Here is a 25,514-nt window from a genome sequence, read left to right as displayed (position 1 = left end):
GCCCAATCGCAAAAGACTACGGCGAGCGAAGCCGGACGGGATAGCTATTAAGATAGATAGGGTCGGACAGGCTTATCCCCGCCTATTTGTTGAGCAGCCGGCCGACATGGCTATTTGACAAGCAATCATCAGCGGGTAAGCTTGCCCGATGCAAAGCCTTCCAGGCGATCTAGAGAGCCGGTTCCAAACCGGAATGAGCATCGACGCTGCCATGGCGGTGGCAACGGAGGTGCTGGAGCCTATCGGTTTCACCGCATTCATCTACGACTATACGCCCGTGCCGGTCAGTCACAAGGGCGAGCTTATCACGCCCTCGTTGATGGCTCTGCGCAACGTGCCGCGCGACATGCAGGATCTCTGGTGCAAGGGCGGATATTATCAGCTTGACCCGGTGCAGGAGGCCGCGCTCACCGTATCCAGACCGTTTCTCTGGTCGCACAGCGGCGTTCAGAGCACCGTCATGCAGCGCGTGCTCCAGTCCAAGCACGATCCTGTGGTCAGCTATTTGCTTGACACCAGGATGACCTGCGGCGTCACCGTTCCCATTCGCCTTGCCGGCGGCGATCTCGCCACCTTTACCGCGATCCGTGCCGATCCGGAGGCCGGGTTCGAGCTCGAAGCCAGACCCTTGATCGCCGAGATCGGAGATCTGGGTCATCTGCTGCATGACTCCGCCTACGCCGGTTTCGACGCCGGAATCCGCACCTGCCAACATGTCCATCTGACGTCGCGCGAACGTCAGTGCCTGCGCCTGGCCGCTGCCGGACTGACGGCCAAGCAGGTCGCGCGTGAGATTGGCCGCGCGGTGCCTACCGCAACGCTGCACCTCAACGCGGCGACGCGAAAGCTTGGCGCGCGCAACCGCTTCCATGCCATCGCGCTCGCCGCCCATTACCGGCTGCTCGAACCGGAGCATTGAGGCTCGCGACCTGCGGGCGATCGGCCTTGCCTCGGGCGAACCCATAACCCGCGAACCTATAAATAGTGCTAGCTGTAAATGCGCTGGGCCGCTTAGTACCGTCGGCCGCAAACAAGGCTTGGGAGGGGTGCACCAAAGTGGCTCCTGCCGCGCCATGATGCGGAGCTTGGACTGTGACGGCATATGCGATCACCGAAGGATTTAGCGACTACAAGGGCTATCGCACCTGGTACCGTGTGACCGGGGACCTCGGGTCGGGCACGCTGCCCTTGGTCGTCGCTCATGGTGGACCGGGCTGCACCCACGACTATGTGGACTCATTCAAGGAGCTTGCCGGAACCGGGCGAGCCGTCATCCACTACGATCAGATCGGCAACGGTAAATCGACCCATCTGCCGGACAAGGGCGGCGACTTCTGGACCGTCGATTTCTTCCTGGGCGAACTCGATGCGTTGCTCGCCCATCTCAGCATTGCCGGCCATTATGCCCTGCTCGGCCAGTCCTGGGGCGGCATACTCTCGGCCGAGCACGCCGTGCGCCGCCCTGAGGGGCTGAAGGCATTGATCTTGGCCAATTCGCTAGCCTCGATGGCGCTGTGGGTGGAAGGAGCCCGGCAATTGCGCGCCGAGTTGCCAGCCGATGTGCAAAGTGCGCTCGACCGACACGAAGCGGCGGGAACCACCGATCACCCCGAATATGTTGCGGCGACGAAGGCTTTCTACGACCGTCATGTCTGTCGCGTCGTTCCGATGCCGCCAGAGGTCGCCCGGACATTTGCGGCAATCGAGGAAGATCCGACCGTCTATCACACCATGAACGGTCCCAATGAGTTCCACGTCATCGGCACGATGCGGAACTGGACCATCGTCGACCGCCTGCATCGGATCGAGGCGCCGACCCTGGTTTTCCGCGGCTTCTACGACGAAGCGACCGAGGCCTGCGTCCAGCCCTTTCTGGATCTTATTCCGCACGTTGAAGGCCTGGTCTTCCCGAATTCCAGCCACATGCCGCATGTGGAGGAAAAGCACGACTGCCTCAGCGCCGTCGGGCGCTTCCTGGCCAAATACGATTGACGTTCCAGCACCAGGCCATCTGTTCCAACGGATCGTCGACACGACGCAGTCGTCGTGAGGCAGGTTCAGAAAACCTCGAACCGTCCCATTTCTCCGCCGACGCACATTGCTATGCCTCGGTGATGGCGACGCCACGCTATGTGGATGTCTCGCAAAGGCCTGCAGGGTCGTCCGATGAGGCCAAATCACGGGCAGAATGCCAGATCACGGACAGCATAAAGGAGCCCATTCGAGCGCCTTTTCCATTGCCCGCGGAGGCGGAGGCCTAACGTTGCGGCGCAGATTGGCATGTCGCCGGCATGGCCGCAATCAGCCTGCCTTCCCCTGAACTGGCATCCCGTCGCTGAAAAACCTGACGGATACGGAGGACCAAGTTGCCGGTGGGTACGGAAAGTATCGGACCCAAAGTTTCGCCAAGCAGTTGCAACCGAATTCATTAGCCGGCGTTAAAGTGCGGGTGATCTAGCGGGGCATGGGGAGGCTTTCATGCAGACGTATCTCGTCGAGCGTATGGACGGCGACGATGTTATCTCGGTGCGCGTTGTCAACGCGCCGAGTCCGTTCAGAGCCGCAGCTATGATGACGGGCGGGCGTATTACCTTCCGAACGTGGGAAAAGGATTGGATCCGCGTGACCGACGAAAATCGGGGACAGATCTATGCCTATTGTTTCGTCCCCGGCAGCTATTCCGACACCGAAACATCGGCGGTATCGTCCGGAAGAACCACCGAATAGGCAATATGCCTGAATAGCGGCAATTCCATCTTCGACCCCACCTTGGTCTTCGAGCCCGCCTTGGCATGTGTCCGTGTCATGCGCACCACAACAGCCAGCGAGCCCGGCATGATTGGCTCTGCCGGCGGCTTGCGAAACAGGCGAAGTGACTAACCAAGCGTCATTGAGCGAAGATCGGGGCATCATCAGAATGATCGATGAAAAGATTGGGGCGGGGGGCGATAAGTGACCCTAATCTTAGCGTAGGCAACTCATGTCTTCGGCATATTTGGGATCAGAAGTCGCGGATCAGGATCTAGCGGTGGATTGTCAGACAACGACCTCGGATAATTGGTCAAGTGTCCCACAATACGCACTGGATCAGGGTGGTCCCGTACTGCGCCCATTTCAAAGATTGGGCGTCGATTTTACCAACATTGCGGCCTTCGATCACCTGAGAAATGTCGTCCGCCAGTACCCCGACAAGCTTGCAATCAGCGACGGCGCCAATCGTCTGACCTATTCCCAGCTCCTCCGGTCAGTCGAGACGCTGTCCCACCAGATCGCGGCGGCCGTCCCAGACGGACAGGCGATAGGGATTCTTCAGGCCAACTCGGCCTGGTATCCCATTGCCATGCTGGCAAGCATGACGGCTGGGCGGCCTTCGGTGCCACTCAACGCGCGAGATCCTAGCTCGCGTATCCTTGAAATCGTGGCCGGGGCGCGGCTCTCAGCTGTCCTGGGCGAGGGCAATGTCCGACCCGATGGTTTGCCTCACCTGGTCAGTTGGATCGATGTGTCGACCAGTGCGGCCTCGCAGGCTGGGCAAGTGCCTCGTTCTTATTTCGTCTCGGTCGATGCGCCCGCCATCGTGCTTTATACGTCAGGGAGTACGGGCAGGCCCAAAGGCATCGTTAACAGCCAGCGCAGCTTGCTATGCCGGGTCCAGCAATATGTCGATGCGTGCCACATCAACTCGGATGACGTTTTCCTGCCATTGACCGGACCGGCCACAATCGCCGGGTGCCGGGAGATTCTTGCTGCTCTTCTCACCGGCGCCACCTTGCATCTGGTCGAAGTCGAAGCGGTCGGCTTGCGCGCCGTTCAACGCCTGGTGCGATCCGAAGACGTGACAATCACCTATCTGGTGCCGGCACTGCTTCGCGCGCTTATGGCAGACGGACCTGCAGAAGCGTTCCATTCACTCAGAGTCGCCCGGATCGGTGGCGAGAAGGTGCCCTGGACCGACATCGCCCTGCTGCGCAAGGCCGTCTCCGATACGTGCCTTATCCAGATCGGTTATTCGTCAACCGAGACCACCGGCTCGCAATGGTTCCTGCCGCGAGACTGGCCAGAGCATGGAGATTCGGTTCCAGTTGGCTGGCTGCTGCCTGGAATCACCTTCGCAATTGTCGACGAAGCGGGCCGCCGCGTTCAACCGGGCCGCAGCGGAGAACTTCTGATCAGGAGCCCGTATGTCCTGCTTGGCCATTGGGAGGACGGGGCGGTTGTGCCGGCAACATCAGACCCGCACGATCCAGGCCTTCGGATTTTCGCGACAGGTGACCTCGTTCGACTTGATGATCAAGGCCTGCTGCACATCGTCGGTCGCAAGGGGCGCCAGGTAAAAATCAACGGTCGACGCGTCGAGCCAGCCGAACTCGAACGGGTGCTGCGTTGTGCACCCTCTGTCGCGGATGCCGTGGCAATCGTCACGGCCGCGAATGAGCTTGTCGCCTTTGCTATTCCTCGGCGCTCGGCCGAAGCGACCTTTTCGGACGAGCTTCGCCAGCTTGTCAGGACCAATCTGCCGCCGCCGCTGCGTCCCTTGCGGTTGCACACGATCGCCGAGATTCCGCGTCTGCCGAGCGGCAAAGTCGACATCACGACACTTGCAGAGATGGATCTTTCAGCCAGAGAGACAGCGGCGACCGCGCGTCCGCTCGAGCCGCAAGGCAAGCTGACCGCGCAGCAGGTCGTCCAGCGGGCATGGACCAGCATTCTCAATACGCGCGTAGCGGCAGGACGCTGGGATGACGCCGGAGGAGATTCGCTAAAGCTGCTGCACTGCGTCATGGAAATCGAAAGCGCCATCGGGCAGGAACTCGGCCTTGAGGCCTTCACCGTCGGGATGAGCCTGGAGCAAATGATCAAGGCGGTCGTGTCCGCCCAGGCAGGCGATCAAAGCGCGCGCGCCCAGAAGCACGACCCTCCCATTCTTTTTCTGTTCCCGGGGTCCGTCGGCTATGGCCCGAGCCTTGCTGCCTTTGCAGCAGCGATGGGCAAGGTGACCCGTGTTGCCCCGATCAGGTATCCGGCCCTGGCTATGATACTGCGCGGACAAGACAGCCTCGCCGATATGGCCGACGCCGCCGTCGACCAGATCCGCCGCGCCCAACCCTCGGGCCATGTACGACTTCTCGGCCATTCGCTCGGCGGCGCTGTTGCCTTCGAAGTTGCGGCGCGGCTGCTGGCAGCGGGGCGAACCGTAAAGTTCCTCGGCATCCTCGACACCAGCCTCGTCGGGGAGCGAAGCGCCCGCTGGGAGACGTTTACGCGCACAGTCAATCGAATCCGAACCAACCGCGTGTCCGCTTACCGGATGGCTTGCCGCGCCCTCGCGAAAGTTGCCGTGGCAATGAAGCGCGAGGCACAACTGGTCCAGTTTCTCGACCGCTTCGCTCAAGGACAGTTCAACGCGACGAGCTTTAGAACCAAACTAGAACTGCAAGAGGTTTTGCGCGCGCAAGCCTTCTTCCAGTGGGTGGCCGAGCCAAAGCCGGCTCTGCCGATCACAGGCACCCTGTTCCGCTGTGCTCGACCCGGAATGCCTCTGGCAATCGGCTGGGATAACGTCTTCGCCCATCTGGACGTGATTCCGATCGTCGGCAGCCACATCGATCTGGTTGTAGAGCCTCACCTTACCACCAATCGTCCCCTTATCGAGAAAGCGGTGGCGAAAACCTATTCGCCAATCGAGTCTCGCAAACTGGAGTACAAGCCATCGACCTGATCTCATCATTCGGCAAAGACGCCCTGGTGCTCGACGCTGGCGCGGAAGTCGATCGCATCGTCCAGATCTTGCGCCAGCAGGTCCTTGGCACGCTGCGACGTCGAGGCGTGGTTGTCGGCCTCTCAGGCGGCATCGACAGCTCCGTCGTGGCGGCGTTGTGTGTTCGCGCCTTTGGGAAAGGCAAGGTCCTCGGGATATTCATGCCGGAGCGCCATTCCTCCGGCGACTCACTGAGGCTCGGCCGCATTGTCGCCGCACACCTTGGTATCGAAACGATCCTGGAGGATATAACGCCGGCCCTGGAAGCGACCGGCGCCTATAGACGGCAGACCGAAGCAATCCAGACCGTTGTTCCCGAATATGGGGACGGCTGGAAATGCAAGCTGGTGCTCGCCTCGGTTCTCGAGAGCAACGGTCTCAACATCACGCGCCTCACGGTTCAGGACCCCGAGGGCAGGACCGACACAGTGCGCCTGCCGTCGGCAGCCTATCTGCAGATCGTCGCTGCAACCAACTACAAGCAGCGCCTGCGCAAGATGACCGAATACTACCATGCCGACCGCCTCAACTACGCGGTAGCGGGCACGCCGAACCGCCTGGAGTACGACCAGGGCTTCTTCGTCAAGCAGGGCGACGGAATTGCCGACCTGATGCCAATCGTCCACCTCTACAAGACCCAGGTCTACCAATTGGCCGAATATCTTGGGGTGGACGAAGAGGTCCGGCGCAGACCGCCCACCACGGACACCTTCTCGATGGCGCAGAGTCAGGAGGAGTTCTACTTCGCGCTTCCTTATTATCTGATGGATCTGTGCCTCTACGGCTTGAACCATGGGATCGCCGACGAAGACGTCGCTGAGGCAACCAGCCTCACGGTGATGCAGGTCCAGAAGGTTTTCAAGGATATCGACAGCAAGCGGCGCGCCGCACGTTATCTTCACGCGCGGCCGTTGGTGTCCTCTTCAATGGGCGAGGGCTAGGCGATGTGCGGCATCGCCGGAATTGTGTCGCTGAGCGCCGCAGCGGCGCCCCCTTCCCGGGATGCGCTGATACGTATGGCGGGGGCGCTGGCGCATCGCGGCCCGGACGAGCGCGGGCTTTACCGGGACAGACGTGCAGGATTGGCGCATGCCCGCCTGTCCGTCATCGATCTCGCAAGCGGCCAGCAGCCACTCGCCGGCGCGGGCGACACGATGTGGATCGTCTTCAACGGCGAAATCTTCAATTACGTCGAGCTGCGACAAGACCTGGTCGCGCTCGGTTATCGCTTCCGCACACACAGCGACACCGAGGTCATCGTCCATGCCTATCATGCCTGGGGCGAGGCCGCCTTCGAGCGAATGAATGGGCAGTGGGCAGTCGCCATCTGGGACTCCGTGGCAGGTCGTCTCGTCTTGTCTCGGGATCGGTTCGGCATCTGCCCGCTGCACTTTTGCGAGCATGGCGGGCGGCTTTACTTCGCCAGCGAGGTGAAGGCCATTTTCGCGGCCGATGCGGATATACCCCGCGCCTTCGATCCAGCCGGCATCGATCAGACTTTCACACTCTGGACTGTCGCGCCGCCACAAGGCGTGTTTGGAGGAGTAAGCGAACTCACGCCGGGGCATGTCCGCATTTATGACAGCGGCGTCGTCCGGGAGCGGGCTTTTTGGAAGCCTGACTATCCAGAGGTTGACGGACCCGGCGATGATGAATTCACCGGCTCGCTTGATGACGCGGTGGAGGAAGTGCGCAGCGCCCTGGAAGCCGCGACGGCGCTCAGGATAGTACGCGCCGACGTGCCGGTCGGCTGCTATTTGTCCGGCGGGCTCGACAGCTCGCTGGTCGCCACCCTAGGGAGACGCTTCGCGGGCGAGCGCTTCCAGACTTTCTCGCTGCGTTTTGCCGACGCCGAGTATGATGAGACGCATTTCCAGCGCCTGGTTGCCGGCATGGCCGGCAGTGACCATCATGAGGTGGTTGTTTCGCGCAGCGATATCGCTGGCATCTTCCCTGAGGTGATCTACCACACCGAGCGGCCAATCCTCAGGACCGCGCCGGCGCCGCTGTTCCTGCTCTCGAGACTGGTGCGCCAGCACGGCATCAAGGTCGTGCTGACCGGTGAAGGGGCCGACGAAATGTTCGCCGGCTACGATTTGTTCCGCGAGGGCAAGGTCCGCCGCTTCTGGGGACGCCAGCCCGCCTCGACGCGACGCTCGCGGCTGCTGGAGCGCCTCTATCCCTATCTCAGCCGCTCGCCGGTGCAGCAGCAGGCAATGGCACGCCAGTTCTTCGGGCGCGACATTCACGCCTGTGACGCGCCTGGTTTTGCGCATGGCACGCGCTGGCGTACCACAAGCGCCATCAAGCGGCTGTTTTCGGCAGACATGCGCGCCCAAACGGAGCGCCGCAACGCCGTGTCCGAGCTGCTTGCCCGCCTGCCGCCGGAGTTGTCGCGATGGGGCTCTCTTGCGCAGGACCAGTACATAGAGATTCAGACGCTGATGTCGGGATACCTGCTTTCCTCGCAAGGGGACAGAATGCTGATGGCTCATTCCGTCGAGGGGCGCTTCCCGTTCCTCGATCATGAACTCGTGAGACTCGCGAATTCGCTTCCGGCCGCCTACAAGCTGCGCGTGCTCGATGAAAAGCATGTGCTGAAGCGCGTAGCGCAACCGATCGTGCCGTCGGAAATCGTCACCCGCAAGAAGCAGCCTTACCGGGCTCCCAACGCGCTTTGCTTTGTCGCAGATGGCGCTCCGGCCTACATTCGCGAAGCACTTTCGGAGGCGGCGCTGCGCGAAGCGAACGTCTTCGATCCCAAGTCGGTTACCCGGCTGCTGAGCAAGTGCCAGGCCAGCGCCGGCGGCGGCGACCTGTCCAACTCCGACAATATGGCGCTGGTCGGAGTGCTGTCGACGCAGCTTCTCCATCGGCAATTTATCGCGAGCCGTCCAAGTGGGGCCCGCACGCTCAAGCTCAGCATCGATATCGACCGCGAACACCGCGAAGAGGTGCTCGCATGATGCATGGCGCCGTACCGCTCCTGCACGACTATCTCACCCACTCTGCCAGCCGGCTCGGCGACAAGGTGGCCCTAGTGTGCGGCAATCAACGCGTCACTTATGGCGATCTCGATATGCGTTCGAACGCCATAGCGCACCATTTGACCGATGCCGGAATTGCGCGTGGCGATCGCGTGGTGGTCTTCGCCGACAACACTGTCGAGGCCGTCATTGCGTTCTGGGCGGTGCTCAAGGCCAACGCCGTGGTGTGCATCGTCAATCCGCTCACCAAAAGCGACAAGCTTGATTATCTGCTCAACGATTGCCGCCCGACGGCACTGATCACCGACAAACACCTGCACTCGATTTTCAGGGAGCCGGCGCGGAATTGCCCATCGTTGCGCCGCATGATCGTCTCCGGGCCGATCGAACACAGCGACCTGCAAGAATTGCCGCATGCTGTGCGCTGGGACGCCGCGGTCGCGGCAGCCCGCAGCACGCCGCCCTGGCGCCGCTGCATCGACATCGATCTCGCTGCGATCATTTATACGTCCGGCTCGACGGGCGAGCCCAAGGGCGTGATGCTGACGCATCGAAACATGATCGCCGCGTGCGCCTCGATTTCCTCATACCTGGCGCTTGCCGAAGACGAGGTGATCCTCAATGTCCTGCCGCTCGCCTTCGACTACGGTCTTTACCAGATGATCATGGCATTCGGCGCGGGCGCCCGGCTGGTGCTTGAGCGCTCATTCGCCTTCCCGGCGCAGATCCTTGGGCTGATCAAGCAAGAAAGGGTGACGGGTTTTCCCGGCGTACCGACCATCTTCGCCGCACTCGGGGAGCTCAGGTCTCTCAGGGATCAGGATTTTTCGAGTATTCGCTACGTCACGAACACTGCGGCCGCCCTGCCGCTCAAGCACATTCTCCTGCTGCAGGAACTGTTTTCTGGCGCCCGCATCTATTCGATGTACGGCCTTACCGAATGCAAGCGCTGCACCTACCTGCCGCCGGAGGATCTGGAGCGAAAGCCGTCGAGCGTCGGGATCGCCATCCCCAATACGGAAATGTGGATTGTCGACGAGCATGACAGGCGGGTCGGCCCCGGCATCGTTGGTCAGCTCGTCATCCGCGGAGCGACGGTGATGAAGGGCTATTGGGGCAAACCGGAGGCGACAGCCAGGAAGCTCAAGCCCGGCCTGCTGCCGGGTGAGCAGGTCCTATACACCGGCGACTACTGCCGGATGGACGCCGAGGGCTACCTCTACTTCGTCGGTCGCGGCGACGAGATCATAAAATCGCGCGGAGAGAAGATAGCGCCGAAGGAGGTGGAAAACGTGTTGATGAACATTGCGGGCGTACGGGAAGCCGCGGTCATCGGCGTTCCGGACGAACTGCTCGGGCAAGCAGTGAAGGCATTTGTCGTGATGGAGCAGGGAAGCATGATCGGTGAAAAGCAGTTGCAGAAAGAGTGCCAGAGACGGCTGGAAAACTTCATGGTTCCGAAGTCCATCGTCATCGTACCCAGTCTGCCGATGACCGACACGGGTAAGCTCAAAAAAACGGCCCTGTCATGAGTCGGTACCAGGGCGAAGTTGATCAGCATTCATCTTTTGTACCGGAGGCGAAATAAATGTTATCTACCAAGGATAGAACCGATACCTGCAGCGAACAAATTCGCGCTTTCCTGGCCTCGAATTTCTATATAGCCGATCCCGAGAGCCTGGAGAGCGACACCTCGCTCCTCGACCAGGGCATCGTGGACTCGACGGGTGTGCTCGAGGTTATCGGCTTCATCGAGGAGACCTTCGGCATCACGGTCGAAGACAGCGAGCTGCTGCCGGAGAATCTCGATTCCATCGAGGGAATTGCGCAATACGTCATGCGCAAGAGAAACTGATTTCCGAAATCTCGCGCAACTCTGTTTCAGCTTCCCGGCCGTTTCTAGCCGCGACAGCGCGTCTACCTGCCGCGGCTGCGATGCTTACGCCTGCGCCCTCGTATGTCCCACAACCACCCTGACCTCACAGGCCTGGTTGGTGACTGCCCGGATACTCTCATAGGCCTTGGAACGCTCGAGCAAACTCATGACCTGCCGGTCCTGGCCAAGCCCCACTTCGAAAAGCAGGATGCCTCCGCGCCGCAAATAACGCGGCGCCTCCTTGAGCACCCGCATGTGGATGCTCAGGCCGTAGGGGCCGGCTGCGAATGCTTCACGCGGCTCGAGCTCGACCAGATGCGAACGGTCGCCCTCGAGCCGTTTTTCCGAAATGTAGGGCGGGTTGCAAACGATCACGTCGATCGTGCCGTCGAGCTCCAAGCCTGAGAAGGCGCTGAACAAGTCGCCCTGAAGCACCGTTACCCGGTCCTCGATTTTAAGATGGGTGACGTTGCGGCGCGCGACCTCCACGCATCCGTCGGTAAGATCGCTTGCCCACACGCGCGCGGTGGGAGCGTGGTGCGCGATGGCGCACGCCAGATTGCCCGCCCCACAGCACATGTCGACAACGCGAGGCACCGGCAGGTTCAGTTGGCTCAGGACATCGAGAGCGGCCTTGCCGAGCAGTTCCGTTTCCGGCCGAGGAACAAGCGCACCGGGCGAGACCAGCAACTGCAATCCCATGAAGGTGCTGCGCCCCCTGCCGTAGGCATCGGCAACATTGATCTCTTCGCTCACGACACTCGCCTCCCCGATTTAGCCGGCGTTGGTGGCCGACGTACCGATGAAGTGTATCTCAAAACCGTTTAACTCTCGATCGACAAAATCAAAACCCATCCGTCGCCAGACGCTTTGAAGCCTTGATGCTACAAAGATGATCATAAGCTTCTGGCGGGTGTCATGATTAGGAATATCTCCTTACCTGACCCGGTTATCCCCAGCCTGGCGAGCCAGTTGCCGAATTCTCAGCCTGGCGTCACGATTTTGCTACATTTTAATCAAAGAAGGCACGTATGTAAGCAATTCGTAATGTTCAGCAGCGGGGCGGGGCTGCTGCTTCCCGGAAGGTTAAAGTTTGTCCCTCATCGAAAGAATCGACGAGATTGCGCGGCAATTTCGCGTCAACGAGCGCACATCATGAAGTCGACCAAAGGGCGCTCGCTCGATCTCCGCTCCGCAATGTTCGGCTGTGTGCACGGCCTCGTCGGCGTAGGCGTTTTCTCGGCATTGATAAATATCCTCGCCTTGACCGGCTCCGTCTACATGCTCCAGGTCTATGACCGCGTGCTGCCTTCGCAGAGCGTGCCGACTCTTATCGGATTTACAGTCGGGATGCTGGGACTTTACGCGGCCTATGGGCTCCTCGATTTCGTGAGGCTTCGCCTGTTGGTCCGCATCGGCAGCCGCCTGCATAGAAATCTGCAGCAAAAAGCGTTCGCAGCCTCGCTTTCCCTGCCCCTCGTCGCCGGGCCGGATGCGAACCGGGTACACCCGCTTCGTGATCTGGACCAGCTACGTGGCTTTCTTTCCGGGCTCGGGCCGACAGTCTTGTTCGACGCTCCCTGGATACCATTTTATATGGTGGTCATCTATCTGCTGCACCCCGCGCTTGGCGTGCTGGCAACGCTCGGCGCATGTGCCGTTGTGTTTTTGACGGTGGTTGCCGAGATCATCGGCCGCAAACCAGCGGCTCGTGCATCTGAGACACTCGTAGCGCAGCGGCTTCTGGCCGACTCCGGCCGCCGCAACGCAGAGGTTGTTCAGGCGATGGGCCTTTCCGCCCCGCTTAGCCGGCGCTGGAACGAGGTCAGTCATCTTTATCTGAAGAACCAGGAACGGCTCTCCGACGTCGTCGGCGCAGCAAGCTCACTGTCGAAGACGCTCCGAATGGCCCTGCAATCATGTGTGCTGGGGCTTGGTGCCTACCTTGTGATCGGCGGCGAGGCCTCGCCCGGCGTGATCATTGCATCGTCCATATTGCTGGGCCGCTCGCTGGCACCGGTCGATGTGGCGATCGCAAACTGGAGAGGGTTTCTGGCAACCCGCAAAAGCTATTCCGAGCTGGCGGCAGCCCTGGATGCTTTTGATAGCCAGCAAGAGCCAATGGAACTGCCCGGCCCGAAGGCTGAGCTTGCGGTCGAGGAATTGACCGTCGCGCCACCAAGCCTGCAGAAGCCCACCATCTTCAATGTAAGCTTCCGCTTGGCGAGAGGCGCAGGGTTGGCGGTCGTCGGCCCGAGCGGCTCCGGCAAGACCACGCTCGTGCGCGCTTTGGTCGGCGCATGGAAGCCGCTTCGTGGCACGGTAAGATTGGACGGCGCCTCGCTCGATCAGTGGAACTCAGAACTGCTCGGCATTCATATTGGCTACCTGCCGCAGGACGTTGAGCTGTTCGACGGGACGATCGCCGACAACATTTCGAGGTTCGGCGGTAAAAGCGACGCAAAAGGCGTGCTGGCAGCTGCCAAGGCTGCGGGCGTGGACAAGATGATCATGCGTCTTCCGCAGGGTTTTCAAACACGCATCGGAGAAGGCGGCGCGGCCCTTTCGGCTGGGCAGAGGCAGCTCGTCGGGCTTGCCAGGGCACTTTACGGCGATCCATTCCTCGTCGTTCTTGACGAACCAAATTCCAATCTGGATGCAGACGGTGATGCTGCTTTGGCCGGCGCAATCCTGGCAGTGCGTCGGCGCGGCGGTATCGTGATCGTCGTTGCGCATCGCCCCTCCGCTCTCGTCAACATCGATCAGGTACTCGTCCTGTCGAACGGGATGCTCCATTCGTTCGGCTCGCGCGAAGACGTTCTGGCAAATGTGGTCCGGCCCTTCCCGCGCCCGGACAAGCCAAACATTGTCGTTCCGCTGCAGCACGGTGCAAGCGGGCATGCGTGAGGTATTGCTTAGTGTCTAACGTGACCATGTCGTCATATGCTGCGGTTGGCGGCGAAGGCCCGCCGACCGGGCAGAAGCCGCAGCCGGATGGGATTCGAGCCAATCTACCCTGGGGTACTCTGGTCCGGAGCCTAGCAGCACATTGCCGTTCCGCCGCACAAGGGTGCAGCCGGGCATATGCGAGGTATCGCTCTGCTGTTGCCGTGTCATACGTCGCAGCCGGTGGCGAAGGCCGTTCGTTGGAGACGAAGCCAGAGCCGGATGGCATCCGGGCCAATCTGCTCTTGGGCCTGGCAACCAGCTTGCTGTTGATCTTTGGCGGAGGGCTCTGGTTGGGATTGACCAAGATTGCCGGCGCGGTGATTGCGCCCGCAACCGTGGTGGTCGAAAGCAACATTAAAAAAGTCCAGCATCAAACCGGCGGCACCATCGGCGGAATCTTCGCGCAGGACGGCGATCATGTGAAGGCCGGCGATGTGTTGGTCAGGCTGGACAACACATTGACCCGAGCAAACCTGCAGATAGTCACCGAGGACCTCAATCGCGCCACCATTCGTCTGGCCCGACTGGAGGCCGAGCGCCAGGGTCTGCCGGAAATGCAGACCCCGCCCGACCTTCGCGCTCAAATGGGCGACCCGCAAGTGGCGGCACTTGTCAGTGGCGAGCGTGCCTTGTTTGAAAGCCGTGCTGCGGCGCTGGCTGGCCAGAAGGCACAATTACAAAGCCGCGCGAAGCAGCTGGAACGTCAGATCGATGGCCTCAAATCGCAGCAGTCTGCAACGGACGAGTCTCTGGATCTGCTGACCAAGAACCTTGCGGATGTCGAATCTCTCTACGCAAAGAAGTTGGTGTCCAAGGAGAGGTTGAGCAATGTCAGCCTGGACAAGACCCGGGCTCGCGGCGAATCGGGACGCCTTGTCGCAGCGATAGCAGAGGTCCAAGCTCACATCAGTGAAACGGACCTGCAGGTGCTTCAGCTCGACGAACAAATGCGGAGCGACGTGACCAACGAACTTCGCGAAACGGAAGCCAAGCAGACCGAGCTCAGTGAGCGCAAGGTGGTGGCCGAAGACGAACTCAGCAGGACAGACATTCGTGCCCCGCAATCGGGCACAGTACAAGAATCCTCGGTCCATACCGTAGGAGGCGTGATTGGCGCGGGAGAGGTGCTCATGATGATTGTGCCCGATTCCGACAACCTTGTCGTCGACGCTTCCATTCCTCCGTCGCGTATCGACGAGATTCATCCCGGACAGCAGGTGTCGATCCGCTTTCCAGCGTTCGACGCCGGCACCACACCTGCTTGCGAAGGCTCGGTCAAGCGCGTCTCAGCGGATCTGATCAAGGATCAGCAACGCCAGCTTTCCTTTTTTTCGGCGCGTATCGACGTCGAGAATGAAGCGACGTGCCTGACAGGAGAGAAAATCCTCAAACCGGGCATGCCCGCCGAAGTCCACATAAGAACCGACGAGCGCAGTGTCTGGTCCTACTTGATGAAGCCCCTCACCGACCAGTTTTCCAGAGCTTTCAGGCAGTAAAGCGGTTGCCACACTCAACCGACAGTGCGGCGGCCGATTGGATCGGGGCGCAGCCGATCTATCGGGTCGCCGCATTTTCGAGAGCGCTGCTGAATCTGACCTCGATCGTGTCTCCCGGCATGACCTCGGTGTCTTCTTGGGCAAGCTGTTTTCGCCATTCTTCGCCGACCTTGCGAATGATCGTGACCTCGGCCTGGATCGTTTCGCCGGCAACCGGCAACGGCAGAGCGGCCGCTCCCGTGGGCTGCAACTTCTGGCTGGCGGCGCGAAGTCTTGCGCCAACGTCGGCAAGACGCACGTTGGTATCCTTCAACTCAGTCAGCAGACCCATTCTTCTTTGGTTGACATTGCGTTCGTGCTGTCTGGTAAAATCGTCCTGCTGACGTCGTGCTCTCATAAGCTCAACCGACGTTTCGAGTGCCCGGCTGGAAGAAAGAACCAAAGCGCGCCGGACATCGGCAAGCCGGGTATTGGTTAGATTTCCGGACTCAAACGCTTTCCTTACGCGCGCCAGCTCGTCTTCGTCCGCCTTCACTCCATCCGCTTCGGCCTGCTCGCGCTTGAGCAGGGTCTCGGTTTGTGCAGCAGCATCCTTGCCACTTTTTTCGAGAAAGCCCTGCTCTTGCCGGAAGTTGTCCAACGAGAGCTTCAGCCCTTCCGCTTCAGCCTGCGCGATCGCCGACGCAAAACTTGCCGGCAAGGGAGATCCTTGTGGTGGCTGCATGTCGAAAGTCGGTTTGTCCTGAAGTTCGGCGCGGATGCGGGCGCTATGAAAATAATCTCTCGTATATTCCCCCCAAAGCGACTCGTAATCGCGCCGCAGATCCACCGGATCCGGGCCAACCTGGTTTGCCCGGGACCGCAAAAGGCTGAAACCGCCTGACACGGCAATCGCCTGCCGCACGGTCATCAGCGGGCGGTAGGCCTGCTGTCCGGGAGTGAGCACGTCGCCGGTCACATAGATCGGCCTGTACTCCGCAACCACGGCGGTCACGTCTGTCGGCTTGATGACGATCATTTGCTCCCGCCCATCAGGCAGACGCTGGTGGAATATCTTGGTCGGCAAGATCGTCTGCATGCGCGTTTGCAGTTCAGCCGGAGTTAAGCCCCCCACCGAAACCATCCCGACTTCGGGAAGCGCGATCGTGCCGTCCATCTGGACCACCGCACGTTGCGTTCGCTCCGGGATGGAGGCAATTCCAATCTCGACGGTGTCGCCGGCAGAAAGTCGATAGGCGACCCGCGGTTCCGCTGCAGCAGCCGTATTCATGGCAGCCAGCATACCGAACACGACAAGAAGCATTCGATCAACGAGGACCATTGGCGGCAATCTCCTTCTGGTTCGACCGCGGCTCTTCCGGCCAATCGAGACGGGTGACGAATTCGTAGACCGGCCCGCCAGGCACGCCCCAGTTGCTCGACCAGATTACCTGTGAGCCGTCGGGGGATGGCGAGGCATGGGTCTCGCTCCAGTAATCGGACGGGACGTTGTGAGTTTGCGTGACGCGTCGAACCTCCCCGCTGCCGTCGAGGCGAAGCGCGATCACCTCTCGCGCATATGGCGCCCAGTCGGGATTGGCAGATATCTCTTCCGGCTTGCCGCCATAGCTTACGAACACCCAACCGCGCCTGTCCAATGCCCGCAGGGATGCATGCTCGGCTTCGCCAAACTTCATAAGTGAGGTGACCTTTCCGTCGGCCAGCCTCCTTTTGATGACGTGATATTTGTCAGGGTCGGACTTGCTGATGCCCACGAAAACTTCGCTGCCATCTTTATCCACCGTCATATCGCCATGGCCGGGGCGATGATGGTCAGTCCACCTCTGCCGCAACGTCCCGTCGACGGAGAAAATAGCCCGCTGCTCTGTGTCCTCGTTCACATTCTGAAAGCACAGGATGTTCGCTCCGAGCGGGGAGATCGAGCAGGCGCTGACGGTTCCGGCAAGCTGAGCAAGATCGATGTCCGGAAATTTCCGGCGCTGCTTGAGATCATAGGCAAATACAACCATCGCGCCATCCCCACGGATTGCGCGCACTGCTATGCGATCGCCGTCACGGCTGGGATTGCCTTTGGACGGCCCGAACTGAAGATCACGATAATTCGGTGAAACGAACAGGACGTCTTCGCGATTGGTCCGCGGCGCCCAGGTCGAAATTTTCCGGTCCTGAACGCAGATCATCAGATCGGCATTTTGCGGATGCCATTCGCATTCAGCCGATCGAGCACGACGGAAGAGCGGGACATAGGTCTGCCCGTCGAAAAAGCACATGCCATTGCAGCCGTTGGTGATGACGAGGAGAGTCTGGTCCGAATTCCAGGCCTGGGCGCTGGAATAACGGTGGCTGCAGAATTTTTTCTCGCATACGACTCCATTCCCAAGGGCCCCAGGCTTGGTAATGCGCATGAAAATTGTCCCGAAGGCTGGGTCGGTCGCGGGTTGGAGATAATCGGGCAAGTCCATCGTCACTGGCGCAACAAATTGTCTCGACGCGCTGCTTTGCCGACTGCCTGCCATGGTCAAATCCAACGACAAGGCAGCCGCAATCAACAGAGCCAATCCTCCCGGGCGAAAGCTCATGTCATGTAGCCCATCTCGTGTCGCACCCGGCCTTCGCTGAGGCGCCCTTGCCACCATCCGATGGTCCGCTCCAGGCCTTCGCGCAGGCTGGTCTGGGCACGCCATCCAGTCTTGCTTTCGAGGAGCGAAGAATCGGCCAGCAAGGCACGCACCTCGGAATTCTGCGGCCGCAGGCGGCGCTCGTCCCGGTGGATTGGTTTCTTGCAGCCACTCAACTCGATCACCAGATCCAATATGTCCGAGATCGTCACGGCGCGCTGGCTTCCGGCATTGTAGGCATGGCCAAATTCGAGCTCGGCGGAACCTGCGGTCAAAAACGCCGCCGCGGTGTCTTCCACGAAAGTAAGATCGCGGATCGGGCTTGTGTCTCCCACCATGATCGCCGGGCATTTCTTGTCGAGAGCCTGGCGTATAATGGTCGGTACTATGGCCCGCTCACTCTGGCGCGGGCCGTACGTATTGAAGGGCCGCATGATGACCACAGGGATGTCGAACGATCTGGCGTAGGACTCCGCCATCATGTCCGCGCCGATCTTGGATGCCGAATATGGTGACTGTCCCTGCAACGGGTGCGATTCGCTGATAGGCATTGTCAGCGCGGTGCCATAAACCTCGCTTGTCGAGGTGTGCACCACACGTTCCGTATCCCATTGGCGCGCCGCTTCGAGGACGTTGACCGTGCCCAGGATGTTCGTTTCTACATAGGACTGGGCCGCGGCGTACGAATATGGGATAGCTATCAGTGCGGCGAGATGAAACACGACCGCCTGGCCACGCACGATCCGGTTAAGGAAGGCGCTGTCACGAACATCGCCGCGGATGAGGTTCAACTGGCTTCGAATGGTGTCCGGCAAATCGTCCAGCCAGCCGTGGCTGTCGAAGGAATTGTAGAGAGCCAGCGCAGTGACGTCCGCGCCGCTACGGACGAGTGCTTCGGTGAGATGCGACCCGATGAATCCGTCGGCACCGGTAACCAGAACTTTCCTGCCCTTGTATGCCATGACCCAAGCGTTCCCCCTATGACGTGAGGCACTGACTTTGCAAATCCACGAGAGTGCGGGTGTTCCACCTGCTCTCAAGTTCCGATCGGCGACGGCGAAACCACCCCAAGCACCGCCAGCAAGCCGCGCACCATCCACACAACATCGGACCCGATCGTGCGCTGCGGATAATAGGAAAGGTCGAGCCTGGCTTTGGCAGGAAACAGAACCTGGCGATAGAACAGTAGCGGGTCCATCGATCGCGGATAGAAACGGGCTTCATGCCGGAAGAGAACCTGGGCTGGACCCAGCAAGCCTGGCTTGTATTGTAAAATGTCTTCGAAGCCCCCGCGAAAACAGTCGGCGAAGGCAAGGCTCTCCGGGCGTGGCCCGATGATTGCCATCTCGCCTCTGAAGACGTTCCAAAGCTGTGGCAGTTCGTCGAACTTGGTGACCGCGAGGAACCGTCCTATCGGCGTCATGCGGCTGTCATCGGCCATGGTCAGAGCCAAGCCACCGGGGTCACATTGCACGCTGAACTTGCGAAACTTGTACATGCGGAATGGGCGAGCACCGGCCCCGACGCGGGTCTGTGTGAAGAAGATGGGCCGACCGCCTTCCAGCAGCAGCGCCACGGCAATCAGCAGCATCAGCGGGCCAAAGACGATCGCCGCGGCTGCAGCAATGACGAGATCGATTGCTCGTCTCGCAGACCCATGGGCGGCGCTCGAGCCGTTAGGCCTGTGAATGGCTAGGTCCAGGGCATTCATGCGGCTGTTCCTGTCTGAGCGCAGTTATTGACCGCCGCGGCAAGAGCGACCACCACCGTTTCGACCAAAGGTGCGGTGATCTGCGGATGCAGCGGTACAGTCAGTTCGCGCTGGGCGAAATCTTCAGTGCGCGGTAAGTGAGTACCGGGAATGAGCTCACGATAGAGCGTCATCTGGTGCACCGGCGGGTAGTGGATAGTGGTTTGTATCCCTTGCCCGCGCAGTGCGTCGATGACGTCTTGCCTGTCGGCGTAACGTGGCAAAAGGATAGGCATGATGTGGTAGGCCGACGTCCGCGGCTCGTGGAACGGGATGGTCACGGCTGGGCAATGCTTCGCTATGAGACGACGATACAGCATGACCAGGATACGCCTGATCTCATTCCACTCTTGCAGATTTTGCAGCTGGACCAGTCCGATCGCAGCCCGCAATTCATCCATGCGATAGTTGAATCCGAGCATGGTGACATCATACTGAGGGGTGCGGCTGTTCAGCCTTTGACGTGTCCCGGTGGTCATCCCATGTCCACGCGCCTGGCGGATTGTCTCGAGCAGACCGGCATCCCTGGCGATCACAGCCCCGCCTTCCGCCGTGGTCATGTTCTTGTTGCCGTAGAAGCTGAAGGCGGCCGCCGCACCAAATGTCCCCACCTCCTTCAAGCCCGGCGCATGCGCGGCGTCCTCGACGATGTGTAGCCCCCGGGCACGGGCGAACCTCTGCCATTGTTCCCGATCGGCGAGGTAGCCGGCGAAATGAACGAGAATGATTGCCTTGGTGCGGGCCGTGCATTTCGCTTCGGCTTCCACGATCGACATCAGCGGCACGTCGGCTGACTCGATGTCGACGAAAACCGGCGTCGCACCGACATAGAGGACCGCATTTGCGGTCGCCACGAACGTCAAGGATGGCACCAGCACCTCGTCGCCCGGTCCGATGCCAAGTGCGTGCAAAATGAGATGAAGCGCTGCGGTGCAAGAACTGACCGCGACGCAATCCTCCGCATCATGAACGTCGGCAAAAGCTTGTTCGAAGGCTCGTACCTGCTCCCCCATGGTCAGCCAGCCGCTGTCGATGACCCTGGTCAAAGCAGTCTTCTCCGGCACACCCAAGATCGGGGCACTGACCAAGAGCATCACAACCTCCTAGACTGATAACTGTGGGAACCGGGCTCGTGACTTCATCATCATCATGCAGCCGTCGCAGTGACCTCGATCGAGGCCGACTGGTCTTCCCAGGAAATGGTCTGTGCGTTCTGAAAATCGTCGACGCGCCCGATATCGAGCCAGAGACCCTCATGCTTGTACACGTGCACGGTTGTGCCGTTCTGCATCATCTGCAGCATCAGGTCGTCGAACCCAAAGGGTATGCCGGATGGGATAAACTGCAGAACATCCGGGTTCATGCAGTAAATTCCCATGCTGACCAGATGCGAAAGCGTCGGCTTCTCGCGAAAGACCTGCACGGTATTGTCGACTTCGTCGATGACGCCGAAATCCATCTTGATCAGGCGACAGGCTGTTGCGATTGTCACTGGATCGGTGTGCTTACGGTGCGCTGCTACAAATCGACTGAGGCTTAGATCCGTGAGGACATCGCCATTGAGAACGATGAATGGCTCCGTCAGTTCATCCCTGATCAAAGACAGTGGCCCGATGGTGCCAAGCGGCTCCATCTCCTGCGTATATCGAATTTTCAGGTTCCACTGCGAGCCATCTCCACACACGGTGCGGATCAAGTGGCCGAGATACCCGGTTGTAATATAAACTTCCTGAATGCCGTTGCGTCGCAACCATTTCAGAAGCATCTCGAGAACCGGCCGTGCGCCGATCGGCATGAGCGGCTTCGGCAAGACCGAAGTGAAGGGGCGGAGGCGTGTTCCCATTCCTCCACATTGAATAACCGCTTTCATCCTGGTCCTCCCTTGTTCATTCGGCCTGAACGCCATCGTCACGGGCCGGCTATCCTGCCCTGGTCAGCACCCGGGAAACGCGTTCTTGTCCCCTCAGAAGAACCGGTGAGATTTCCCGTAGAAGACCGGTGAGATTACTCCACTGTCCCCTGATCCGGACATTGCATCTGGATGGTATGTGGCCGTCAGGGTGGATGTCGTCGTGCATTCGAATGGTAACAATTCAGCCGTTTTGCTGTTCTATATCTTTAGGCCTATAGCACTGCTGAACGACCGGCCGGTCTGTCAGCTGTCCAAAAGGTCAGAACGTATGTTCGACGACGTTCGGCGGGTTTCGCTCACAAGGGACAAAAAAAGAGGAGCGTTTCCCGTCATTTAAGATTATATTAGAAATCTGGCGTTTGCGGTGTTGGGGGTGCCGCAGCGTCGGCTGGATGAATCGACGAGTGGATGGCCACGATTTTCAGGCCATTACCGTTCAATCCATTCAGATAGGCGTTGGGGTAGTTCAATGTATCGAATCGTCATCGCCGACGATCACGGCTTGTATCGTCGCGGCTTGCGATTGGCACTGACCGCAGGCATTCCAGGTGTGGAGATCTTTGAAGCGTCCTGTTTCGACGCGGTGCTCAGTTTGCTGGCGGAGCAGTCGTTCGTGGATCTTGCGATCCTGGATCTGAATATGCCGGGCCTGTTCAATCAAGAAGTGCTCGGCGGGATCCTGTCTGCCTATCCGGACACGCGATTTGCGATCGTTTCCGGAAACGATTCACGCTCGGAAATACTCACAGCTCTGTCGATCGGGCTTCACGGCTACATCGTAAAATCGCAGACGGACGAAGAGGTTGTTTTGGCCGTCAATGAAATCCTCTCCGGCCGCATCTATGTTCCTGCACTTCTGTCACGCCCGGGAGCGACGCAAACAACCCACGCGCATACCCATTCCGACGACAAAGGCCCACAGAGGCGTACCGCTGGCGTCAACCTTGGCAGGCTGACTTCGAGGCAAAAGGAAGTCCTCAAGCTGATGGCGGAAGGCTATTCAAACAAGGAAATTGCGCGCGATCTGGAAATCGCGGAGGCGACCACGAAAATCCACGCTGCTGCGGTTCTGCGTGAATTGGGGGTACGCAATCGGACCGAGGCTGCCGTTATGCTGAAGACTTGGCTTTCGAGACATGCCAGCTAGAGCGCCGCGCGTCCTTTTGGACGTGCAAACGGCGTCGCAAGACTCCTCATGCATTTTACTGCATATCCCAAAGCCGCGGCGCAGCTTTGGGCCGACGACATTCTTGGAAGGAACCCTGCGCATCTCAAAGGCCGCTCAGCGCGACCCGCCTTTAGATATCTGCTTTCCGATTGGAGCACTGCACTACAATCCGATTTCCTTGCGTGACAGCCGCAGCGAATACCGTAACCCTTGGTCCGATATTTCCAGCCTGGGAGAGTGACCGACAAGCGGCGCTCCATCCACTCCGATTATCATGGAACCGAAGCCATGACGGACTACGCTCGAGGTCCGCCGCCGCCCCGATTCCACCCACTCGAACCCGATCTCGCTGCCTGTGTCTTCAGGTGCGAACGTCCAGCTTACGTCGATCCGGCCTTTTGGATCGCCAAGCGCTCCATACTTCATGGAATTGGTGGCAAGCTCGTGAACGATCATCGCAAAACTCTCGGCGGCGCCTCCCGACATCGTCACGGAAGGACCGCCGACCGATATGGCGCGTGTTCCCATATATGGTTGCAATTCTTGAGCAACGAGATCGTTTAGCGTCCCCGATACGCTGCCGTTGCGTGAAAGAAGCAGATGGGTTGCCTCAAGCGCGCGTATCCGGTCGATCAGCATTTCCTTGTATTTGGCAACATTGTTTCCAGGAGCATCGACCATTTTCACGAGCGCAGTGATCACCGCGAAAACGTTGCCGAACCTGTGGCGTTGTTCGAGCATAATGCGCTCCCGCTTCTTTGCCGCGGCGCGCAGCAGCGTGGTTTGTCGTCTCTCGCTCAGGTCGGCGGCCACTCCAAGCCGCTGTCCACCATCATCATGTCTTTCCTCCCTTCCGCGCAGCGCAACCCAGCGGATATGTCCGTCCGGTCGGCGGACGCGTATCTCGACATCGTAATTCGTGACCGATGGTGCGGCCTTTCTCGATGCCGCCAGCTTCGGCCAGTCCGCCGGATGAACGACAGCTGACAGCTCCTCCAAACTGCGGCTATTGGCCTGGGCCAGGCCGAGAATGTCCCAGAACGTGTCCGAGCCCGTGACTATCCCGTCTTTAAGGTCTATGCGCCACGTGGCCAAGCGTCCAGCAGACAGAGCGAGGTCCAGCCATTCCTTCTGGGCCCGAAGCGCTTCGTGAACAGCGCGTCGTTCCGAAATATCGTCGACCACCACGAAGATGCTCTCCGAGAGGCCACCCTCGGGCACGGACGAAGAAAGCGTTAGCCTGGCCCAGAATGCCGTACCGTCCTTTCGTGACAGACGCACCTCCGAAACGAACGAAGAAATGTCATTGCCCAGCCTCGCCAGCAATTGCGCCAAGGTATCCCGGTCGTTCGGATGGGCGAGCGTATCAAGCTGTAATTGGGCAAGCTCCTCCTCCCTGTACCCGGTCATCTCACAAAGGCGTCTGTTGGACTGCAGCAACTCACCTTTCTTGTTGGTGTTCGCGAATCCCATGGCAGCACGTTCGAAGGCCCAACGATAGCGGCTTTCGGTCGCCTCGACGGCAGCGAGCCTGGCCTCCGCGACTTCCAGCAACTCACGCAAGTCCTGCCGCAGACGATGGAAGGTCATGGCAATCACGCCACCCGAAACCAGAAGCAGGATTGCGCGTGCCCAGTCTCCACTTGAAATCTGATCGTGTCCTCGTGCCCACAGCCCGACAGCAACCATCAGAATGGTCGCAGCGAGCGCAGGTACGCGGTCTTCGAGATAAGCGATAATAATAATAGCCGGAATAAATTCCAGAAAACTTGCGCCTTGCCCAATATAGGCTGACGATTTTATTTCAAATATCAGTGTGGCAGCTAACACCGATGCAGACGCAATATGAGTTAGCAATCTGCCCGACGGGTTCGAATTCGACCTGCGCGACTGCGAGCTCATGGACACAGACTACAACCTTCTGACTAGCCCGTCGAGACTAGAGCAAAAAACGTACAGCTTAGTACCACTGCCGGATTGCCATACCGCTATCATAGCGCGCATTTTATCGGACGCAGCGGGGCCTAAGAGCTGCCTTAGAACTGTCGGATCATATTAAGTTTTCAAGGTGATGATGAACGTATTATCCGTCAGCGCATAGAAGACTATAATCCAGCTACACATAGAAGACTACATGAATCCCGAATACTTATTTCGGGCGTGTGAAACTTTGGGTTAGGGGTAGAAAATGAATCTGATCGATAGACAGGTCGATGCTTCTTCGAACAATCGGTATATTGTTACGAGGACCAAGTATGATTTTGAAGCGCGGAATACGCGGCCCTCTTCTGGTCACGTTCCCGATCGCGCATCGGATCCATTGGGCGCAAGGTTCGGCGAACCAAAAGGCCGCAGTCTGGAATCCATAACCGGCGTGCTTGATCGCATTGGCTGTGGCTATCTCGTGTTGAATCGCGAAAGAAAAGTAGTCGAGTGGAACGCAGCCGCCCAAACCACGCTTGAGCGCCAGGGCGAAGCGGCCGACACGGCGAGCGGACTTACGGCCGCCCTAAGGCGGCTGATCGCGAATGTTCCGGGCCAATTCCTGCCGGGCTCATTGTCTTGGGTGGTGATCCGCAGCAGGGGCGACCGACCGGTGATACTGAACGAGAACGGCGTTATCGCTCCCGACGGAACAAGCATTGTGGCGCTGCTGGATCGCGACAACAGGTCGGGGCCAAATCCTCGGACGCTGCAAAGAATGTTTGGCTTGACGAGCGCAGAAACGCACCTCGCCTTGCGCTTGGCCCAGGGCGACGCACCTTTGGAGATCGCTCGCAGCTGGCGTCTCAGCCGCACCACGATCCGTTCCCAGCTTGCCTCGCTGTTCGCCAAGACCGAAACAAAACGCCAGGCGGAACTGGTGGCCCTTCTTGGGCGTATTTCGGTCCTGCCGTAAGGGCCGCGCAGTTGTTGGGGTCTAGTTGGCGGCATCCACATGCGACGGGGCTTGGTCGACCGGTGCTGGAGGCCGTTCCAACCTAGCTTGGCAGGTCACGT

At 59.6% G+C, this 25,514-nt stretch carries 20 protein-coding genes; 12 read left to right on the top strand and 8 right to left on the bottom strand.

Translation table 11 applies throughout. The features are described 5' to 3' along the window. Positions 1 to 193: 193 nt before the first annotated feature. From NKJ15_RS20750 to NKJ15_RS20715, 8 genes are all read left to right on the top strand, one after another. On the top strand, positions 194 to 919 hold the full coding sequence (locus NKJ15_RS20750) for a LuxR family transcriptional regulator (protein ID WP_245274646.1): 726 nt from the start codon (positions 194 to 196) through the stop codon (positions 917 to 919). Between the two features lie 173 nt (positions 920 to 1,092). After that, complete coding sequence (locus NKJ15_RS20745; protein WP_352817206.1) at positions 1,093 to 1,992, top strand: proline iminopeptidase-family hydrolase; 900 nt, start codon at positions 1,093 to 1,095, stop codon at positions 1,990 to 1,992. Between the two features lie 486 nt (positions 1,993 to 2,478). Next, entirely contained in the window at positions 2,479 to 2,727 is a 249-nt protein-coding gene (locus NKJ15_RS20740) for a hypothetical protein (RefSeq protein WP_352472478.1), read from the top strand. 253 nt (positions 2,728 to 2,980) lie between these two features. Next, complete coding sequence (locus NKJ15_RS20735) at positions 2,981 to 5,719, top strand: AMP-binding protein (RefSeq protein ID WP_502906932.1); 2,739 nt, start codon at positions 2,981 to 2,983, stop codon at positions 5,717 to 5,719. Beyond that, the gene (gene nadE / locus NKJ15_RS20730; protein ID WP_352472523.1) at positions 5,716 to 6,699 is read left to right on the top strand and encodes an NAD(+) synthase; all 984 of its coding nucleotides are present in this window, start codon (positions 5,716 to 5,718) and stop codon (positions 6,697 to 6,699) included. Before NKJ15_RS20735 ends, nadE begins: the two co-directional genes overlap by 4 nt. Positions 6,700 to 6,702: 3 nt before the next feature. Continuing rightward, positions 6,703 to 8,724, top strand: a complete 2,022-nt coding sequence (asnB, locus tag NKJ15_RS20725; RefSeq protein WP_352817203.1) for an asparagine synthase (glutamine-hydrolyzing) — start codon at positions 6,703 to 6,705, stop codon at positions 8,722 to 8,724. Beyond that, positions 8,721 to 10,277: a class I adenylate-forming enzyme family protein gene (locus NKJ15_RS20720; RefSeq protein ID WP_352817201.1), complete on the top strand. Its 1,557-nt coding sequence runs from the start codon at positions 8,721 to 8,723 to the stop codon at positions 10,275 to 10,277. Before asnB ends, NKJ15_RS20720 begins: the two co-directional genes overlap by 4 nt. Positions 10,278 to 10,333: 56 nt before the next feature. Beyond that, entirely contained in the window at positions 10,334 to 10,600 is a 267-nt protein-coding gene (locus tag NKJ15_RS20715; protein ID WP_023675628.1) for an acyl carrier protein, read from the top strand. A gap of 84 nt (positions 10,601 to 10,684) precedes the next feature. Here the strand turns inward: NKJ15_RS20715 and NKJ15_RS20710 are convergent, their stop codons facing one another. Further along, positions 10,685 to 11,377: a N5-glutamine methyltransferase family protein gene (locus tag NKJ15_RS20710; protein WP_352817199.1), complete on the bottom strand. Its 693-nt coding sequence runs from the start codon at positions 11,375 to 11,377 to the stop codon at positions 10,685 to 10,687. A gap of 399 nt (positions 11,378 to 11,776) precedes the next feature. On the opposite strand from NKJ15_RS20710, the gene NKJ15_RS20705 reads away from it, so the two are divergent. Beyond that, the gene (locus NKJ15_RS20705) at positions 11,777 to 13,528 is read left to right on the top strand and encodes a type I secretion system permease/ATPase (RefSeq protein WP_352472473.1); all 1,752 of its coding nucleotides are present in this window, start codon (positions 11,777 to 11,779) and stop codon (positions 13,526 to 13,528) included. Positions 13,529 to 13,767: 239 nt separating this feature from the next. Beyond that, positions 13,768 to 15,066 (top strand): HlyD family type I secretion periplasmic adaptor subunit, encoded by a 1,299-nt coding sequence (locus tag NKJ15_RS20700; RefSeq protein WP_352472472.1) that lies wholly within the window; start codon positions 13,768 to 13,770, stop codon positions 15,064 to 15,066. A gap of 58 nt (positions 15,067 to 15,124) precedes the next feature. On the opposite strand, the gene NKJ15_RS20695 is transcribed toward NKJ15_RS20700, so the two are convergent. The 6 genes from NKJ15_RS20695 to NKJ15_RS20670 form a co-directional block, all read right to left on the bottom strand. Beyond that, entirely contained in the window at positions 15,125 to 16,387 is a 1,263-nt protein-coding gene (locus NKJ15_RS20695; RefSeq protein WP_352541721.1) for a polysaccharide biosynthesis/export family protein, read from the bottom strand. Continuing rightward, positions 16,374 to 17,645: a hypothetical protein gene (locus NKJ15_RS20690; RefSeq protein WP_352817197.1), complete on the bottom strand. Its 1,272-nt coding sequence runs from the start codon at positions 17,643 to 17,645 to the stop codon at positions 16,374 to 16,376. Before NKJ15_RS20690 ends, NKJ15_RS20695 begins: the two co-directional genes overlap by 14 nt. After that, positions 17,642 to 18,646: an SDR family NAD(P)-dependent oxidoreductase gene (locus NKJ15_RS20685; protein ID WP_352472469.1), complete on the bottom strand. Its 1,005-nt coding sequence runs from the start codon at positions 18,644 to 18,646 to the stop codon at positions 17,642 to 17,644. Before NKJ15_RS20685 ends, NKJ15_RS20690 begins: the two co-directional genes overlap by 4 nt. Before the next feature lie 74 nt (positions 18,647 to 18,720). Next, the gene (locus NKJ15_RS20680; RefSeq protein WP_352817195.1) at positions 18,721 to 19,395 is read right to left on the bottom strand and encodes a sugar transferase; all 675 of its coding nucleotides are present in this window, start codon (positions 19,393 to 19,395) and stop codon (positions 18,721 to 18,723) included. Then, positions 19,392 to 20,528: a DegT/DnrJ/EryC1/StrS family aminotransferase gene (locus NKJ15_RS20675; RefSeq protein WP_352472522.1), complete on the bottom strand. Its 1,137-nt coding sequence runs from the start codon at positions 20,526 to 20,528 to the stop codon at positions 19,392 to 19,394. The genes NKJ15_RS20680 and NKJ15_RS20675 overlap by 4 nt, the downstream gene beginning before the upstream one ends. A 53-nt stretch (positions 20,529 to 20,581) precedes the next feature. Beyond that, positions 20,582 to 21,304 (bottom strand): nucleotidyltransferase family protein, encoded by a 723-nt coding sequence (locus NKJ15_RS20670; RefSeq protein WP_023675619.1) that lies wholly within the window; start codon positions 21,302 to 21,304, stop codon positions 20,582 to 20,584. A gap of 511 nt (positions 21,305 to 21,815) precedes the next feature. Between NKJ15_RS20670 and NKJ15_RS20665 the strand changes: the two genes are divergently transcribed. Then, positions 21,816 to 22,493, top strand: a complete 678-nt coding sequence (locus NKJ15_RS20665) for a LuxR C-terminal-related transcriptional regulator (protein ID WP_023675618.1) — start codon at positions 21,816 to 21,818, stop codon at positions 22,491 to 22,493. Between the two features lie 183 nt (positions 22,494 to 22,676). Here NKJ15_RS20665 and NKJ15_RS20660 read toward each other — a convergent pair whose 3' ends face one another. After that, on the bottom strand, positions 22,677 to 24,416 hold the full coding sequence (locus NKJ15_RS20660; RefSeq protein WP_352472467.1) for a PAS domain S-box protein: 1,740 nt from the start codon (positions 24,414 to 24,416) through the stop codon (positions 22,677 to 22,679). Positions 24,417 to 24,702: 286 nt separating this feature from the next. On the opposite strand from NKJ15_RS20660, the gene NKJ15_RS20655 reads away from it, so the two are divergent. Continuing rightward, a complete protein-coding gene (locus NKJ15_RS20655; RefSeq protein ID WP_352817192.1) occupies positions 24,703 to 25,413 on the top strand; it encodes a helix-turn-helix transcriptional regulator in 711 nt (236 codons plus the stop codon). The last annotated feature ends 101 nt before the right edge of the window (positions 25,414 to 25,514 follow it).

It is taken from the genome of Mesorhizobium sp. M0207 (assembly GCF_040321995.1).
Lineage (GTDB): Bacteria > Pseudomonadota > Alphaproteobacteria > Rhizobiales > Rhizobiaceae > Mesorhizobium.
The sequence above is the reverse complement of the archived record's forward strand: the minus strand, read 5'-3'. Positions and strand labels throughout refer to the sequence as shown.